Consider the following 17,807-nt stretch of genomic DNA (forward strand, 5'->3'; position numbering starts at 1 on the left):
ACAGGCAGTGAATGGGGCAATGAGACAGAACATAAAACAGCAACAGGGTATTGCGCTAATCACTATTTTAATGATGGTGGCATTGGCCACCATTTTGGCGGCGACCATTGCCAAACGTCAGGCCTATACAGCAGAAAGTACCGCTTATTTAATGCGGCAGAACCAGTCCTTGCTCTATGCCAAAAGTGCCGAAGCCTTCTTTGCTGAATTGCTCAAAGATGATGCTGAAAATGCTGCCGAGGTCGATCATCTGCAAGAGAACTGGGCCCAGCCAATGCCAGCTTTTCCTGTTGATGATGGTTTTGTGGCGGGTGTGTTGAGTGATGAATCGGGGAAGTTCAATTTAAATGCCTTGCTGAATGACAATGGCAATGTTAATGAAAATGCCAAACTGTATTTTGAACGGCTGCTGGTGCGTGTTGGCTTGCCTGCCCAAATCAGTGAAGCGGTAATTGACTGGCAAGATGCCGATGATTTACCCATCGGGCCGATGGGTGCCGAGAGTAGCTATTATCAGGGCCTACCTAATGGTTATTTACCTTCAAATTCCCTGTTTTATAGTGTCGAAGAACTGAAACAGGTACGCGGCTTTGAAGAAGGTCAATATCAGCTGTTACTGCCTTATGTCAGTGCTTTGCCGAACCGCAGTACCAGTATCAACATCAATACGGCACCGGCTTTGGTGCTGGCCAGTATTGATGACAAGCTGGATGTAAACCAGATTCAGCAGGTGCTGGAACAGCGTCAGGCCAATCTGGAGCATTTTGCCAATACGCAGGAACTGTGGGAGCTGGATGCCTTTAAACAGGTCGATGCCGCCCTGAAAGCTCAGGTCGGTGCTTTACTGGGGGTACAGTCCAATTACTTTAAGGCAAAAATTGAAGTGATGCTGAGTGAACGCAAACGCCAGTTTAGTAGTGATCTGGTGCGCGATAAAAAAACGGTTTATGTGGCCTATCGCAGCATGGCACCATTTTAAAACACAGCCTTTCAGCGCAATTTTCACTGTGCATAAAGCGAGATAGGTTTTAGCTATCAAGTTAAACAGCAAATTTAATGCTTATTCCTTTAATTTTGCTTTATAATTAATAGTCGATTCACAAATAATCTGGCCTGATCGGGACACATGTTAATTCGTAAGTTATTTAAGTTTGAAAATGCTCATATTGTGCGTAACTGCACTTCAGACCGCTGTAAACGTTCAATACACGGCCATAGCTATAAAGTTGAGCTGTTACTTAAGGCAACGAAATTAGATCATGGTCAAATGGTCTATGATTTTGGCTTGCTAAAAGGTGTGATTAAAGAAATTTTTGATTCTTTCGATCATGCGATCTGTTTCTGGCAACAGGACAATCCGGATTATATTCAGGCCTGCCAAAACTTCAGTGCGCGCTGGGTCTCTTTACCGGTGTCGCCATCTGCCGAGCAGTTTTCCCGTATTTTCTTCTTTCTGGCGCAGCAGGTGCTGGCCTCAACCATCACCCAGAATGGTGAAGGTGATGTTGAAGTCTATTCAGTAATTGTGCATGAAACCGATACCGGTTATGCGCAAAGCTTTTTAGAAGATATTGAAAACGAACAAATGGGACTACTTGCTCTGGATCAGATCGAGTTTTCAGCGCAGGTGCGCGCGGAATGGTCAGATCCCGAGATGTATGAAAAATTGAAACAGGGTATTAAATTCCAAAACCCAAGCGTAGATTTACAGGTTAAACTCTAATACACACATCCTGACATGGATATAAAGGATTTAATACAGGTATGTCTTTAACTGAACAGCAACACGCGAAACTGGAGAAGGTTCAGTTAGATGCGAGCTGGAAATATGCCCTGAGCGATTTTTTGCTGGGTGAGAAAATGGATGCCTTAAAAGCATTCCTACTCGAAGAAAAACAAGCCAATAAAGTGATTTATCCACCAAGTGGCTTAATTTTTAATGCACTAAATACCACGCCGCTAGAGCAGGTCAAAGTCGTTATTCTGGGCCAAGATCCTTATCATGGTCCGAATCAGGCACATGGCCTGAGCTTTTCTGTGCAGAGAGGGGTTGCATTACCGCCATCTTTACGTAATATTTTCCATGAGTTACATACCGACTTGGGGCTAGATATTCCCAAGCATGGCGATTTAACCCGTTGGGCGGAACAGGGTGTGCTGCTGTTAAACAGTGTCCTGACTGTTGAGGCTGCACAGCCAACATCGCATCAGAAGCGGGGCTGGGAAGAATTTACAGATCATGTGATTGATGTCCTAAATGAACAGCGTGAGCATATTGTGTTCATTTTATGGGGTGCCTATGCACAGCGTAAGGGACAACGCATTGATCCGAATAAACACTTAATCTTGAAAGCCGCACATCCGTCGCCGCTGGCGGCAAACCGTGGTGGTTTTTTTGGATGTAAAGTGTTTTCAAAAACAAATAATTACCTGAAACAACATGGCATTGAGCCTATAGACTGGCAGCTGGACGCATGACACAAACTCCCGTATTGAAACAGTATCATCCCGATTTAATTGTTGAAGAAGCACAAAATGGCTGGCGTATTGTTCGTTTGAACCGTCCAAAGTCGTTGCATGCACTGGATGAATCTATCGTGACTGCTTTACTGGAAGTCTTTCAGGACTTTCATACGGATGAGCAGGTGAAAGCCATTTGGCTCGATTCCACTACACCAAAAGCCTTCTGTGCCGGTGGCGATGTGCGCAAACTGCGTCAACTGGTGATTAATGACGAAGTTGAGGCCGCCAATAAATTCTTTGAACAGGAATATGCGCTGGATTTGTTGCTGCATAACTATGCCAAACCGGTTCTGGTCTGGGGTGAAGGTTATGTGATGGGCGGTGGTTTGGGTCTGTTTATGGCAGCGCCGTTCCGTCTGGTAACCCCGCATTCACGTCTGGCAATGCCGGAAATTAATATCGGTCTTTATCCAGATGTAGGTGCATCGCGCTTCCTGGCAGATCGGGGTGCTATTGGTCTGTTCACTGGTTTAACCGGTTCGATTATGACTGCCGCCGGTGCTTACGGAATTGGCTGGGCCACGCATATCTGTGATGTCGCACGTGACGTGGTGCTGGACCGGATGATCAATATTGACTGGGATCATTATCCGGCCGGGGATTTCCGTGCAATTGATGATACCTTGAACAGTATGCATCGTCCGGTTGGACCAGGACCATTACAGAACTCGTTAGATGTGATTCATAGCGTGTGTCGTGGAGTCAACTTTGAACATGACTATGAAGCAATTGTCGGTCTAAGTGATGCGCGTAGTGACTGGTTGCGTCAGGCCAGTGAAAACCTGCAAAAAGGTTCACTGACAACTGCAGCCCTAAGCTGGTTATTATGGCAATGGGGCAAGCAGGTGCATTCATGGAATGAAGTGTTTGAGCTGGAAACCCAGATTTCGGCCTGGAAAATCAATCATCCTGACTTTGTTGAGGGTGTGCGTGCCCGTCTGGTCGATAAGGATTTATCTCCAGAGTGGAAGCAGGGCGCTGATCGCAGTCTGAAAGGTATTCTGGCTGATGATCCACCAGTGACTTCAATTCAAAGCTGGAATGATCTACTGAAACGTCATGGTGTTATCAGCTGATTTATGTCTGATGTAGAAGCTTATTCTGATGAATACTGGATGCAGCGTGCTTTTGAGCAGGCTGCATTAGCGGCCTCGCAGGGAGAAATTCCTGTCGGGGCAATTTTAGTCAGTCAGAACCAGATTATTGGGTCGGGCTATAATGCGCCCATTTCCCTGAATGATCCTACTGCGCATGCTGAAATTCTGGCGATTCGTCAGGCCTGTAGCCACATTGAAAATTATCGCTTGCCGGAAGATACCACGCTCTATGTTACGCTAGAGCCGTGTACCATGTGTGTGGGTGCACTGATTCATGCCCGGGTAAAACGGGTAGTATTTGGCACCACCGAGCCGAAAGCTGGTTCTCTGGTTAGTGCACGCCAATTGCTGGACAGCGGCTATTATAATCATCTGTTTGAATTTGAAGCGGGCTGTTTGCAAACCCAGTGTGCAGCCCAGTTGAGCGATTTTTTCAAGCTGCGTCGTGAGCAGAAAAGACAGCAAAAATTACAACAAAAGTCCTTAAATGATCAGAATCTTTAAAGCATTTTCCTCTACACTAAGCCGTGTACGTGATTGAATCCCTTTAGGAACAATAAAATGAACGCTATTCAAATTAAAAAAGAATTTAATGCGCCTGTAGCACAGGTATTTGAATTAATGTCGAAACATGCCACCTATAACACCGCTTTTGCACCTTTACAGGTTAAGCGTGTCAAGGATTCCGCTGATCCTGAACGCCCGGATGGTGTGGGTTCAGTGCGCCGGATGGGTTTTGGCCCGGTTAAGCCTTTGCAGGAGCAGATTACGGTGCTCGAGTCAAATCAGCGGATTGAATATAAAATTATTAAAAATCCGTTGGTGAAACATCATTTGGGCGTGATTGAATTTGAGCCTGTGGCAGAAGATAAAACCCTGGTGACCTACCGGATTGAGCTGCAGGCACGCGCGCCTTTTGTCAGTAAACTCATTCTTGCCCAGTTGAAAACTGCAATTAAAATCGGTTTAAGTAAACTGGCTAAATCTGTATAAAAATCTGTAAATATGTCTGGAAACGCAATGACAGTTCAAATTATTACCATTGATGGGCCAAGTGGCTCAGGTAAAGGTACGCTTGCCGCCAAACTGGCTGCACATTATCAATTTCACTTGCTGGATTCAGGCGCGCTGTATCGTCTGCTTGGGCTGTCATTGCATAAGGCAGATTTGCTGGAAAGTCTGAGTAACGAACTAAGCAAATGCATCGAAATTGCAACAAATTTAGACATCAAATTTCAGAGCACAGCAACCGGCACTCAGGTCATGCTGGATGGCGAAGATGTCAGCCAGACCATCCGTACCGAACGTGTCGGAGAATATGCTTCAAAAGTAGCAGCAATTCCGGAACTTAGAACGGCATTGTTGGCCCGTCAGCGTGCTTTTGCCCAGGCGCCGGGGCTGGTAGCCGATGGTCGTGACATGGCCACCTCCATTTTTCCTGAAGCACAAGCCAAAATTTATCTGACTGCATCGGCAGAGTCGCGCGCGCAAAGACGTGTAAAACAGTTGCAGGGTATGGGGCTGGATGCTAAAATAAACGACATTTTAGCTAATATCGAAGCTCGCGACAAACGAGATATGGAGCGCGAAGTTGCTCCACTCAAGCCAGCGGTTGATGCTTACATCATTGACAGTTCAGATTTGAACATCGATGAAGTCTTTCAACTGATGACACGTTATGTCGATCAGCAGTTAGCAAACTAAATTTATTCAGCGAATGCATAGCTTGATCAGTTTTATACGGACTATGTAAACGCTTAACTAAACCGGCCTTGTCTGATCCAAGACCGCTGACTTTATCGGAAATATCATGACCGAATCTTTTGCAGCCCTCTTTGAAGAAAGCGAATTAAACCTCAACGTTGAAAAGGGTGCTGTCATCCAAGGCGTTGTAGTAAGCATCGACTCTGATTGGGTAACAGTTGACACTGGCCTTAAATCTGAAGGTATTGTTGACCGTGCTGAATTCTTAAATGAACAACGTGAACTTGAAGTTCAAGTTGGTGATACTGTTGATGTTGTTGTTGAAGCTCTCGACAACGGTATGGGTCAAACAGTTTTATCACGTGAAAAAGCGAAACGTGCTGAAACTTGGACTAAACTTGAAAAAATCTTTGAAGACGGCGAAATCGTTACTGGTGTTATCTCTGGTAAAGTTAAAGGCGGTTTCACTGTTGACATCGGTCCAGTTCGTGCGTTCTTACCAGGTTCTTTGGTAGACACTCGTCCTATCCGTGACACAACTCACCTTGAAGGTAAAGAGTTAGAATTCAAAGTTATCAAGCTTGACGCTAAACGTAACAACGTTGTTGTTTCTCGTCGTGCTGTTATGGAAGCTGAATCTTCAGCTGACCGTGAAGCGCTTCTTGCTCAGCTTGAAGAAGGTCAAACAGTTACAGGTACGATCAAGAACCTTACTGATTACGGCGCGTTCGTTGACCTTGGCGGTATCGACGGTCTTCTTCACATCACTGACATGGCTTGGAAACGTATCAAGCACCCATCAGAAGTTGTTGAAGTTGGTCAAGAAGTTACTGTTAAAGTACTTAAGTTTGACAAAGAACGTAACCGCGTATCTTTAGGCCTGAAACAATTAGGCGAAGATCCATGGTTAGCGATCATGAGCCGTTATCCTAAAGGTTCTATCGTTAAAGCTCGCGTAACTAACTTAACTGACTACGGTTGCTTCGCTGAAATCGCTGAAGGCGTTGAAGGCTTAGTACACGTTTCAGAAATGGACCACACAAACAAAAACATCCACCCATCTAAAGTTGTTCAGATCGGTGACGAAGTTGACGTTATGGTTCTTGAAGTTGATGAAGAGCGTCGTCGTATTTCTCTTGGTATCAAACAAACTCGTGCTAACCCATGGGAAGAGTTTGCTAAGAACCACGATAAAGGTGAAAAAGTTTCAGGTACAATCAAGTCAATCACTGACTTCGGTATCTTCATCGGTTTACCAGGCGGTATCGATGGTCTAGTTCACTTGTCTGACATCTCTTGGAACGAACAAGGCGAAGAAGCGATTCGTCGTTACAAGAAAGGTGACACTGTTGAAGCGGTTATCCTGTCTGTAGACGCTGAAGGCAACCGTATCAGCCTTGGTATCAAGCAATTGAACAGCGATCCATTCAACGATTTCTTGGCTGCTAACGAACGCGGTGCGCTGGTTAAAGGTACTGTAACTGCAGTTGACGCGAAAGGCGCGACTGTTAAGTTAGCTGACGAAGTTGAAGCAACTCTGAAAGCATCTGAAATCAACCGTGATCGCGTTGAAGATGCAACTAAGTTCTTAGAAGTTGGTCAAGAAGTTGAAGCGAAAATCATCAACGTTGACCGTAAGTCTCGCTCTATCAACTTGTCTATCAAAGCGAAAGACGAAGCTGAAGAGAAAGAAGCAGTAGCTAACTTACGTCAAGCAACAGCTTCTCAAGACAATGGTCCTAAGACTATTGGTGATCTGATCAAAGCTCAGATGAACCACTAAGTAGCCGTGGAAAAGTATGATTAATGTAATTTAAATCTTACTTTTTACACAAATACTGTAAACGGTAGCGTAGTATTAACTTATTGCGCTACCGTTTTGTATTTAAACAGGTTATTATCGGTTTTAAGTTAAAGTAGCTTGATAATTAAAGAGGTCGCAGATGACTACTGAAGCACTTAATAAGTCTGACTTAATAGAGCGAATTTCCCTAAAAAATCCACATTTAGCGGAACCTTTAGTTGAAGAAGCTGTTAAGATTATGATTGATCAAATGATTGAATCACTGTCTGCAGATAACCGAATTGAAATTCGTGGATTTGGTAGCTTTGCATTGCATCATCGTGAGCCACGTGTAGGTCGTAACCCGAAAACGGGCAAGTCAGTTAAAGTGGCGGCAAAAGCGGTACCTCATTTCAAACCAGGTAAAGCATTGCGCGATGCAGTGAACGCATCTGCAGAGAAATAATTAATTTATATCCTGAGGTGTGTTTATGCGTTACGTCTTAGTCGCATTATTGATTGTACTGTTTGGCTATTCATTGGCTCTGGTTTTACAAAACGGGACCGAGCTGTCGGTTGACCTTTTGTTCACTCAAGTTCCAGCCATGCGTTTGGGGTTGTTGTTATTACTGACCCTGGCATTGGGTGTTGTTGTTGGACTTTTACTGGGTGTGCAGATTTTCCGCGTATTCCAGACCAGCTGGGAAATCAAGCGACTGCGTAAAGATATTGACCATCTGCGCAAAGAGCAAATTCATACGGCACAGTTGGCAGCGGCTGAGGCAGCTGCAAATACGCGCCATGAAAAAACGGTAGTCGATATTCATCCGAATGATCGTTCATCTACACCTTTATAGTGGACGCTTGAATAAAGTTGAATGGCTTTTTTGAGGTCTGCAACTTGAAATATTTAACGCTTAAGAGCTGATCTCTTAAGCGTTTTTTTATACAGCCATGTTTTGAAACGCTTAGTTTGTTCTATAAGGTTTTATAAATAAGCAGTTTAATTTAACTGCTTTGCTTATATTCAATAAAATTCACTTGGTTGCCAGATTTGAAATTCGTATAATGCTTTAATTTTGTCAGTTTTAAGGGTCTTCTCATGAGTATTATCGTTGCTTTAGATGCAAAAAGTCATTACGACGCAATGACAATTGCCGAGCAGCTAGACCCAGCCTTATGTCGGGTTAAGGTCGGTAAAGAGCTGTTTACCCATGAAGGGCCAGCAGTGGTCAAAGCACTGCAAGATAAAGGCTTTGAAGTTTTTCTGGATTTGAAATTCCACGATATTCCTAATACCACGGCTCAGGCTGTATGTGCGGCAGCAGACTTAGGGGTGTGGATGGTGAATGTGCATGCCTCTGGCGGCCGAAAAATGATGGAAACCTGTGTAGAGCGCTTAAAAGCAGGGAATTACAATACCCAGCTTATTGCTGTGACTGTTTTGACCTCAATGGGTCGTGAAGATTTACGTGATATCGGTTTAGATATTGAGCCATTTGAACAGGTGAAGCGTTTAGCTGCCTTAACCAAAGACAGTGGTTTAGATGGTGTGGTTTGTTCAGCGCAAGAAGCCAAGATGCTGCGTGACAGCTTGGGTCAGGAGTTTGCTCTGGTAACGCCGGGGATTCGCCCTGAAGGTTCAGCTGCAGATGACCAGAAGCGTATCGTCACGCCTAAACAGGCGATGCTGGATGGTTCTACACATCTGGTGATTGGTCGCCCAATTACCAAGGCGGAACATCCTCGTCAAATGCTTAAAGATATTCTAGCGACGTTGTAATCTCCCTAAACCCCCCTTTTCCAAAGGGGGACTCCTCCCTTTGTAAAGGGAGGTTGGAAGAGGTTAAATCTAAATCACTGCCAGAATACTGACCACGATAGGTGCCAATACTGACAACACAAAACCACTGACCATGGCATGCGGAATAAAGTCATTGCCACAGGCCTGTTTCACCATTGGTAAGGTCACATCCATCGCTGTAGCGCCGGCAGAAGAAATGGCCGCACGCGGATAACGCCAACCAATCAGATACATCAGCACAATCGCAAAGATTTCGCGGAATAAATCATTCATCAGGGCAATACTGCCCAGTTCAGCTGTACGCAGTTCACTAATTACAATCCCGCTCATGGAATAAAAGCCATAGCCTTGCGACAGCATGATCAGATCTTTTAGGGAAATGTGTGATAGCCAGAATAAGCAGAACAGCGCCCCTAAAATCGAGCCAACAATACAGCCCACTGGCACCAGCAGGATGTTCCAGTTTAACCAGGAGTGGCCAAGTGGCGCACGTGCGAGATCAAAACCAATCATTAGCATAAAGACCAGTAATAAATGCCAGGTACTAATATGTAAATTGAGCTGCCAATATTCACTGCCCAGATAAAGCAGATAACCAGCGGCTAAAGCAATGAAGGCATAACTGATATTGAGTAAGGATTGTAGTACCAGACTGAAGGATACGCGTCCTTGGCTGGGCTGAAAACCGGCCCATTTAAACAGGCCATAACAGCAGGCGAAAGCGCCGAGACTGGTGCTAAATGAAATCAGCATTGCGCTGGTTAAAATACGTTCCGGTTGAGGGGTTTGGTTTAAAGTCTGGGCAAATTCAAGTGAAATGGCGATCAGTAGAATATAGCTGAAATAAGGTAACAGTTTCAGCATAAGCTGTTGCAGCCAGCGGGGAAACCGGGCTGCAAAGGCATAGCCGAGATAGAGACAAAATAGTAGCTGGAAAATAAGCCAAAAGGATTGCATCTATACTCGCCTAAAATCAATTCCTGCTTATTATGCCTGAATTAGCTGGCCAGCTGTTGTTTTGCACGTTTATTCAGTAAGCGATAATCAGCCGGATTCACTTTCTGGGTTTTTAACCAGTATTTCCAGGTATAGGTCGGCCAGAGGGCAAAGTTTTTACCGCCATCTTGCTGATACCAGCTGACACAACCGGATTGCCAGATGGTCCCGGCCAGCATCTCCTGAACATAACGGTTATAGTCATCATGAACCTGATCTTTAATGACTATGGCATCGGTCTGGGTACGTTCGACCAGCTTGATCATCTGCAAAATATAGTCAACCTGTGCCTCAATCATAAACACTACGGAATTATGCGCCAGCACGGTATTGGGGCCTAGCAGCTGGAACAGGTTGGGAAAGCCTTTGGTGCAAATGCCATAATAACTTTCGGCGCCATCTTTCCAGGCCTGTTTCAGCTCCACGCCATGTTCACCGACACAATCAAACGATTTCAGATAAATGCGCGGATCGGTAATAAAACCGGTGCCATAAATCAGACAATCAATTGGGCGTTCTTTGCCATCTTTGGTGATGATGCTGTGTTCAGTCAGCTCCTGAATGGCATCAGTCACCAGTTCGACATTGGTGCGATTAAAGGTCGGATAATATTTATTGGAGACCAGAATACGTTTACAACCCATAATATAGTCAGGAATCAGCTTGGCGGCGATGCGTTTGTCCTTGACCTGATATTTTAAAAAGGCTTCGGCCAGTTTCTGGGTATATTTCATTACCCCTGGTTTTACAATCGGCACCACGCGGGATTCATTGGACCAGTACAGGCGGGCGCGGTGCAGTTTTCTAAACCAGTCAAACTTTTTAAACAGCTTTTTTTCAAGCTGGCTATAGAGTCGTTCATCGCGTGGAATCACCCAGGCGGCGGTACGCTGAAACACATACAGCTGTCTGGTTTGTGGGGCAATTTCCGGAATATATTGAATGGCACTGCCGCCAGTACCAATTGAGGCGACATTTTTACCGTTTAAGTCGTATTGATGATCCCACTGCGATGAATGAAAGACCTTGCCTTTAAATTTTTCGATCCCCGGAATATGTGGAATTTGCGGCACATGCAAGGGTCCGGAGGCAAATACCACGTATTGGGCAATTAGCTTGCGCTGCTGATTGAGCTGTAAATGCCATTCGCAGTCCTGTTCCTGATAATGCGCAGACAGGACTTCAGTCTGAAACTGGCAATAATCTCTGAGCTGGAACTGATCGGTCAGGCCCTGAATATAGGCAAAAATCTCTGGCGCTTCGGCATAGCGTTTTGACCAGTCGGTTTTGGGCGCAAATGACAAGGAATACATATGCGATTGCACATCACAGGCCGCACCCGGATACTGATTTTCCCGCCAGGTGCCACCAACCTCATTGGCTTTTTCCAGAATAATAAAATCGGTGATCTGTTGCTGCAGCAGGCGAATGGCCATCGCCAAGCCACCAAAACCGGCACCAATAATGGCAATTTTAGTTTTTTGAACGGCATGATTTGTAGAAAAATCATGATTTGACAATGCATCATGCATAGTTGTATATCCTTTTCTTTTTATTTCTATGATTAGCATATAAGCGGGTCAGTGCAGATGCCATGATAGCACTGACAAAAAAATTGATATTTTCGGCAATTTAAAAATAGTGAATGATATAGTAAAACAGATACACAGACGTGACTCAAGCGCCCCTATGAAACGATCCATTCTCGGTCTCATGTACTTAATTCAAGGTATGCGAAATGCCGGAATTGATGTGGACGAGCGTTTGCAAAGTATCGGGCTGCATGCAGATGCACTGGATGCCAGTTCGGTGATTCATCCGCGACTGGAACTGGATATTCTGAAGATTATTGGCGCCGGGGTGCGACCTGAGCAGGGTATTTTTATTGGCCAGCATTATGCACTGGCCGGTTATGGTCCCTTGCTGATGTTACTGGTGACCTCTGACACTATTGCGACCGCGATTGAAAAAGGCATTCAGTATCAGGGGCTGACTCATCTGACCGGGCAGCTAAAGCTGAAACATGAAGCAGATCGGGTGGCGCTGCAATATCTGCCGAATGATCTGGATAGCGATTTGGGTATGCTGCGGGCACAATGTGAAATTTCCGGGACTTTCAAGTTTATTCAGGATCTTTACAAGATGATGAGCCTGAATGTGCCGCAAATCCGTATTGAACTGCCATTTGCACGTCCAGATCAGGCACAGGCCCTGGCGGCTTATCATGACTATTATGGTCATGACTTGTGTTTTGGCCATGACCATGCAGCGTTCTGGTTCGAGCAGTCGGTGCTGGAAGTGAAAATTCCATCCGCCGATTCAATTACCTTTAAGACCTTTGAAGAAAAGTGTATTGAAGAGCTGCGGCGCTTAAAACTGGAAGATCAGGCACCGACCTTGGTGCAGCGGGTCAAAGATTATCTGGAATTGCAGCAGGGCGTGATGCCGACTATGGCAGAAACTGCGCAGGCCTTACAGATTCCAGAACGTACCTTGCGGCATCAGTTGCAGCAGTTGAACACCAGTTATAAACAGATTCGTGAAGATTTAATTAAAGACAAGGCATTGAGATTAATTGAATATCAAGCTTATTCAATTGAAATGATTGCAGAGTTACTGGGTTATTCAGAACCTGCAGCTTTTAATCATGCCTTTAAACGCTGGTTTGGACAAAGTCCGCGCCAGTATGGGAAATAGCCTAAGCATTTTAAACCCAAAGTGGTATATTGTGCGGCGGTTATCTTCGTTATCATTTATTAACCCCAAAAGTACTGAATAATATGTCTGACTTCAACTCATCCCACAACACAGCATATACTCCATTGTCTCCGGCAGAACGCTATGCACAGGCGTTGGCGTCGGGGCAGTTCATGCCAGATGAAGCACAGGCCGAAGCGGTACACGAGCTGGATCGGGTGTGGCAAGAGTTAATTCAGCGTTATAAAGCCTCGAAAAAGGCCTTTCGCCGTTTTCGTCGTCAGACATCCCCGCGCGGTGTGTATATGTGGGGCGGGGTTGGACGCGGTAAAACCTGGCTGATGGACCAGTTCTATGAATCAATTCCGTTTCGCCGCAAAATCCGTATGCACTTCCATCACTTTATGCAGCATGTGCATCGTGAACTGAACAAACTGTCAGGGCAGCGTAACCCGCTCGATACAGTGGCTGACCAGATTTATAAAGATGCGGTGATCATCTGTTTTGATGAATTCTTTGTATCTAACGTGACTGATGCCATGATTCTCAGCGACCTGTTCCAGAAGCTGTTTAATCGCGGTATTACTTTGGTGGCTACCTCAAACATCGCGCCAGATGGCTTGTATAAAAATGGTATTCACCGTGACCGCTTTATTCCAACCATTGAAATGGTGAAAAAGAACTGTGCCATTTTAAATGTCGATGCAGGAGTGGATTACCGTTTACGCGTGTTAAAACAGGCGCAACTGTTTAAATCACCGCTGACGCATGACCATAATGTCTGGATGGCGCAGCGTTTTGATGCGCTGACTCATACCCAAACCCATTCGGATGAGCCCATTACCATCAACAACCGTTTAATTGAAACGGTGGCGCATACTGAAGATGTGTTGTGGTGTGAATTCTCGGAAATGTGCCTGAAACCGCGTAGCCCGGCTGACTATATTGAAATTGCCAACCTGTACAATACCGTGCTGGTCAGTAATGTGCCGCATTTAACCGATTATCTGGCCGATGGTACACGCCGTTTTATTTATCTGGTCGATGAGTTTTATGATCGTGGCGTAAAGCTGCTATTAACCTCAGAAGATTCGATTATTGAACTTTACCAAGGTGAAAAACTGGCCTTTGAAATTGAACGGACGCGTTCACGTTTGCTGGAAATGCAGTCAGATGATTATTTACATGCAGCACATCGTCAGATTTCAGCTGCGGGTGCATCGACTGAAGCATCTTAATACTGAATTCGACATATTTAAAAAGCGTCCAACCGGGCGCTTTTTTTGTAGCAAAAAATCTTTGCTGCTTTTATCGACATTTTGTTCAATTCATGGCTTAATCTTGGCTAATAATAAAACCCGGAAGGGCTGAAGTGCCGAATTTTCTTTACAATTCTGAACTTAAGTCTAATTCCGACATTTCAAAAACTTTATACACTGTAGGTTATATATTTCGCTTAATGATAATGTCACATCCTAAGATTATTTTATTTTTAAATAGCAATATTTATTTAATAAAAAATGATCACTATTTAGCAATGTGATAATACTATTCAGCCAAATATAAATCGGTATACTAGAATCTCTTGTATAAAAAGTAGCAATATCAGGAAAGACAATGACTGCACGTATTCAAAAAGGCAAGTTAGCGATTGCTAAAGAACTTTACGATTTCATCGAAAATGAAGCATTACCAGGTTCTGGTTTAGACAGTGACACCTACTGGAAAAACTTTGAGCAAGTCGTTGTCGACCTTACGCCTAAGAACAAGGCATTGCTTGCCAAACGTGATGATCTGCAAGCGAAGATTGACGAATGGCATCGCAATAACACATTTGAACTAGAAGCTTACAAAGCTTTCTTGTCTGAAATTGGCTACTTATTACCAGAAGTAGAAGATTTTCAAATTACGACTGAAAATGTAGATGAAGAAATTGCATTACTGGCAGGCCCACAGCTGGTTGTCCCTGTACGTAATGCGCGTTACTGCCTGAACGCAGCCAATGCACGCTGGGGTTCTCTATACGACGCACTATACGGCTTTGACGTAATCTCTGAAGAAGATGGCGCAGAAAAAGGCAAAGGCTATAACCCGAAACGTGGTGAGAAAGTTATCGCATTCGCGAAAAACTTCCTGGATGAAACTTTCCCGTTGGCGCAAGGTTCACACGCAGATGCAACAAAATATGCGGTTGAAGGCAATGCACTGGTTGTTAGCCTGAAAGATGGCTCAACTACGACTGTTGCAGATGCTGCTAAATTTGTCGGTTATAACGGCGAAGCGGCTGCACCAACTGAAGTTGTGCTGAAAAATAACGGCCTGCATGTCATCATCCAGATTGATGCCAACAGCCCAATTGGCCAAACTGATGCAGCTGGTGTAAAAGACGTTGTTCTTGAAGCTGCTGTAACGACAATTCAAGACTTGGAAGACTCAATTGCAGCTGTAGATGCTGAAGAAAAAGTTGAAGGCTACCGTAACTGGTTAGGTCTAATGAAAGGTACTTTATCAGAGTCAATCGAGAAAAATGGCAAAACCATGACTCGTACATTGAACGCTGACCGTACTTTCAAAAACCTAGAAGGCGGTGAAACTAAAGTTCATGGTCGTTCATTAATGTTACTACGTAACGTAGGTCACTTAATGACTAACCCTGCAATTTTGGTTGATGGTCAAGAAATCTATGAAGGGATCATGGACGCATTGATCACTCCATTATTGACTTTTGCTGACATTCGCGGTGAAAACACGATCAAGAACTCACGTCAAGGTTCTATGTACATCGTGAAGCCAAAAATGCATGGTCCAGATGAAGTTGCATTTGCAGTTGAATTGTTTGAACGTGCTGAACAAGTACTTGGCTTGCCTGCGAAGACTTTAAAAATTGGTATCATGGATGAAGAACGTCGTACTTCTGTAAACTTGAAAAACTGTATTGCTCAAGCTAAAGACCGTACTATCTTCATTAACACTGGTTTCATGGACCGTACAGGTGACGAAATCCATACCTTCATGGAAGCAGGTCCATTCGTTCGTAAAGGCGAAGTAAAAGGTCAAATTTGGTTCCCAGCGTATGAAAACCGTAACGTGATGATTGGTTTGAAAGCAGGTTTACGTGGTAAAGCACAAATTGGTAAAGGCATGTGGCCAAAACCAGACATGCTTTTAGACATGTACAAAACCAAAACTGAACATCCTGAAGCGGGTGCAAGCTGTGCATGGGTTCCATCACCTACAGGTGCTGTGATTCACGCTATCCACTATCACCAAGTGAACGTAGCAGACCGTCAACAAGAATTGTTGGCAACTGAGCCTTTATCTTTAGATGACTTGTTAACTCCGCCATTGGCGAAAGACACTAACTGGTCTGACGAAGAAAAAACTAAAGAGCTTGAAAACAACTGTCAAGGTATCTTGGGTTACGTTGTACGTTGGGTAGATTTAGGTGTAGGTTGTTCTAAAGTTCCAGACATCAACGATGTTGGCTTGATGGAAGACCGTGCAACGTTACGTATTTCTTCACAACACGTTGCCAACTGGTTACGTCACGGTATCGTGACACGTGAGCAAGTTGAGGAAGTAATGCAGCGTATGGCTAAAATTGTGGATCAGCAAAACGCTAACGATCCATTATATACGCCAATGTCTAACGACTTTGAGAACAACATCGCATTCCAAGCTGCGTCTGACTTAATCTTTAAAGGTGGTGAGCAGCCAGCAGGTTATACCGAGCCGCTATTGCACGCAGCACGTTTAAAATTAAAAGGCTATACAGGTGACTAATCCTGAATTTGCCTGATCTAAAAAAGCCTTCTTCGGAATAATGCCAGTCAGTTAAGAGATTGACTGGCTTTTTCTTGGGTATTTTTGAGGTTTTCCTTTTACAACTCTTGGGTAACTCCTCATCCGTCTCTCAGGTATAACATACCGATTAGATTTCTCCATTAAACTTTCCAGATGTTTGGGTAGATTACCTGCAGAAGCCAAAGAGTCGAATCTGAGTAAATTAAGAAGGGCAATAGATGCAATATGAAAACTGATCCTCAACGGGCTTACTTTGGCACGTTGAGCCATATATTTCATTTGTCTTCTTAGAACATTATAAGCAATCAAGACACCCCATAATTCTTGATAAATTAAGTCTGGCTGTTTGCTCCTTAAGTGCTTACCTTCCTGTAAATTGCTTTTAATTTCTCGGTAACACATTTCAATTTCCCAACGCTGAGCATATAACTTTGCCAAGGCTATAAGTGGGTATGTCTTTGAATCTAATAATGAAGTAATGTAACGTCTGATTTTTCCTGCCTGCTCAACTTCAATTAAACGTGCTTCCCAGTAATCTCCTAATGCTGGATTAAGTTTTTTGGCTCTTGCTGATATTGGCATCCTGATATGAAAATCATGTGGGGAATTCCGTTTAATTATGTCATAACGTAAATTATCTTTAGCTCGCATAAGCCAATGACTTGATTCTCCACGTGTTTGCCAGCCTATTAAAAAATCAGCAGAGAAATAAGCTCGATCAAACAAAGTAATACTTTGTGCTGGAGGAGATAATTGATTTGCTAATGTGAGTTCACCTTGATCCATACTGCCTATTTGGGCATCTATGATTTCATGAGTATTGGTATTCACTAGACACGTGGCTCTAACTTGTGGGTAAGGTGCTACAGCAGTTTTACCTTTAGATGAGCCAAAATGATTAAAATTCTCCTTGGTCAGTGGCATAGACCAAACCACCCCGTCAACAGCACATACACTAAGACCTTGAAAGCTTGAATATTGTTGTTGTGATTCATCAAACCATGCTTGGCTGATTAAGGAGAATAAGGCAGCTAAGGGTTCTCGACCTAAACGTTGTCGAGCTTGGACAGCTGCACTAGGAACACAATAATCTGTTGTACCAAACACGAGTTTTAATTGTTCTACCACATAGCTGATGGGTTGATTGCGAAACAAGGCAAGCCCAAGAACAAGCCAAACCACGTGCTCAGCAGGTAATTTTCTCCTTCTGATCGATGCCTTACCTGTTTGATGCAGAGATGTTTCAATCCAATTTAAGTCAATAAGTTCACAAAAATGGCTAAGTGATGGGAGAGCATGTTCAAGAGTGGATTCTAAATGTTCAGATAAAGACATAAAAAAATGAGCGTATTTACATACACTCATTTTTACTACATTTTACTAATATTTGCTTAACTGA

17 protein-coding genes are annotated in these 17,807 nt (G+C 44.0%); 14 read left to right on the forward strand and 3 right to left on the reverse strand.

Annotated features, from left to right (window positions below):
• The first annotated feature begins 19 nt into the window (after positions 1–19).
• The 11 genes from gspK to pyrF all read left to right on the forward strand — a co-directional run bounded on the left by gspK (position 20) and on the right by pyrF (position 8,890).
• Positions 20–979 (forward strand): type II secretion system minor pseudopilin GspK, encoded by a 960-nt coding sequence (gene gspK, locus GA693_RS04280; protein ID WP_171296439.1) that lies wholly within the window; start codon positions 20–22, stop codon positions 977–979.
• Between the two features lie 147 nt (positions 980–1,126).
• Positions 1,127–1,723 carry a 6-pyruvoyl trahydropterin synthase family protein gene (locus tag GA693_RS04285; protein ID WP_045795751.1) on the forward strand — a complete coding sequence of 199 codons (597 nt, stop codon included), beginning with the start codon at positions 1,127–1,129 and terminating at the stop codon, positions 1,721–1,723.
• Between the two features lie 41 nt (positions 1,724–1,764).
• Positions 1,765–2,478, forward strand: a complete 714-nt coding sequence (ung, locus tag GA693_RS04290; RefSeq protein WP_005177514.1) for a uracil-DNA glycosylase — start codon at positions 1,765–1,767, stop codon at positions 2,476–2,478.
• A complete protein-coding gene (locus tag GA693_RS04295) occupies positions 2,475–3,599 on the forward strand; it encodes an enoyl-CoA hydratase/isomerase family protein (protein WP_005177517.1) in 1,125 nt (374 codons plus the stop codon). Before ung ends, GA693_RS04295 begins: the two co-directional genes overlap by 4 nt.
• A gap of 3 nt (positions 3,600–3,602) precedes the next feature.
• Positions 3,603–4,124, forward strand: a complete 522-nt coding sequence (tadA, locus tag GA693_RS04300) for a tRNA adenosine(34) deaminase TadA (protein WP_160241357.1) — start codon at positions 3,603–3,605, stop codon at positions 4,122–4,124.
• Positions 4,125–4,181: 57 nt separating this feature from the next.
• Positions 4,182–4,613 carry an SRPBCC family protein gene (locus tag GA693_RS04305; protein ID WP_160241356.1) on the forward strand — a complete coding sequence of 144 codons (432 nt, stop codon included), beginning with the start codon at positions 4,182–4,184 and terminating at the stop codon, positions 4,611–4,613.
• A gap of 27 nt (positions 4,614–4,640) precedes the next feature.
• The gene (gene cmk, locus GA693_RS04310) at positions 4,641–5,324 is read left to right on the forward strand and encodes a (d)CMP kinase (RefSeq protein ID WP_016658215.1); all 684 of its coding nucleotides are present in this window, start codon (positions 4,641–4,643) and stop codon (positions 5,322–5,324) included.
• 106 nt (positions 5,325–5,430) lie between these two features.
• A complete protein-coding gene (rpsA, locus tag GA693_RS04315) occupies positions 5,431–7,107 on the forward strand; it encodes a 30S ribosomal protein S1 (RefSeq protein WP_005177527.1) in 1,677 nt (558 codons plus the stop codon).
• Positions 7,108–7,267: 160 nt separating this feature from the next.
• Complete coding sequence (locus GA693_RS04320) at positions 7,268–7,573, forward strand: integration host factor subunit beta (RefSeq protein WP_005177533.1); 306 nt, start codon at positions 7,268–7,270, stop codon at positions 7,571–7,573.
• A gap of 25 nt (positions 7,574–7,598) precedes the next feature.
• Positions 7,599–7,964 (forward strand): lipopolysaccharide assembly protein LapA domain-containing protein, encoded by a 366-nt coding sequence (locus GA693_RS04325; RefSeq protein ID WP_005177535.1) that lies wholly within the window; start codon positions 7,599–7,601, stop codon positions 7,962–7,964.
• A gap of 245 nt (positions 7,965–8,209) precedes the next feature.
• Entirely contained in the window at positions 8,210–8,890 is a 681-nt protein-coding gene (pyrF, locus tag GA693_RS04330; RefSeq protein ID WP_104488985.1) for an orotidine-5'-phosphate decarboxylase, read from the forward strand.
• Positions 8,891–8,959: 69 nt separating this feature from the next.
• Here pyrF and GA693_RS04335 read toward each other — a convergent pair whose 3' ends face one another.
• Positions 8,960–9,868 carry a lysine exporter LysO family protein gene (locus GA693_RS04335; protein ID WP_160241355.1) on the reverse strand — a complete coding sequence of 303 codons (909 nt, stop codon included), beginning with the start codon at positions 9,866–9,868 and terminating at the stop codon, positions 8,960–8,962.
• A gap of 41 nt (positions 9,869–9,909) precedes the next feature.
• Positions 9,910–11,439, reverse strand: coding sequence for a flavin-containing monooxygenase (locus GA693_RS04340; protein ID WP_160241354.1), 1,530 nt, complete (start codon positions 11,437–11,439; stop codon positions 9,910–9,912).
• 157 nt (positions 11,440–11,596) lie between these two features.
• Here GA693_RS04340 and GA693_RS04345 point away from each other — a divergent pair, with 157 nt between their 5' ends.
• The 3 genes from GA693_RS04345 (at position 11,597) to GA693_RS04355 (ending at position 16,387) form a co-directional block, all read left to right on the forward strand.
• Positions 11,597–12,604, forward strand: a complete 1,008-nt coding sequence (locus GA693_RS04345; protein WP_045795742.1) for an AraC family transcriptional regulator — start codon at positions 11,597–11,599, stop codon at positions 12,602–12,604.
• An 83-nt stretch (positions 12,605–12,687) separates the two neighbouring features.
• A complete protein-coding gene (gene zapE, locus GA693_RS04350; protein WP_005177549.1) occupies positions 12,688–13,842 on the forward strand; it encodes a cell division protein ZapE in 1,155 nt (384 codons plus the stop codon).
• Between the two features lie 379 nt (positions 13,843–14,221).
• The gene (locus GA693_RS04355) at positions 14,222–16,387 is read left to right on the forward strand and encodes a malate synthase G (protein ID WP_160241353.1); all 2,166 of its coding nucleotides are present in this window, start codon (positions 14,222–14,224) and stop codon (positions 16,385–16,387) included.
• Between the two features lie 51 nt (positions 16,388–16,438).
• Here GA693_RS04355 and GA693_RS04360 read toward each other — a convergent pair whose 3' ends face one another.
• Positions 16,439–17,743, reverse strand: a complete 1,305-nt coding sequence (locus GA693_RS04360; RefSeq protein ID WP_160241679.1) for an IS4 family transposase — start codon at positions 17,741–17,743, stop codon at positions 16,439–16,441.
• Positions 17,744–17,807 lie beyond the last annotated feature (64 nt).

The sequence above is a fragment of the Acinetobacter indicus genome (genome assembly GCF_009914475.1).
Taxonomy (GTDB): Bacteria; Pseudomonadota; Gammaproteobacteria; order Pseudomonadales; family Moraxellaceae; genus Acinetobacter; species Acinetobacter indicus.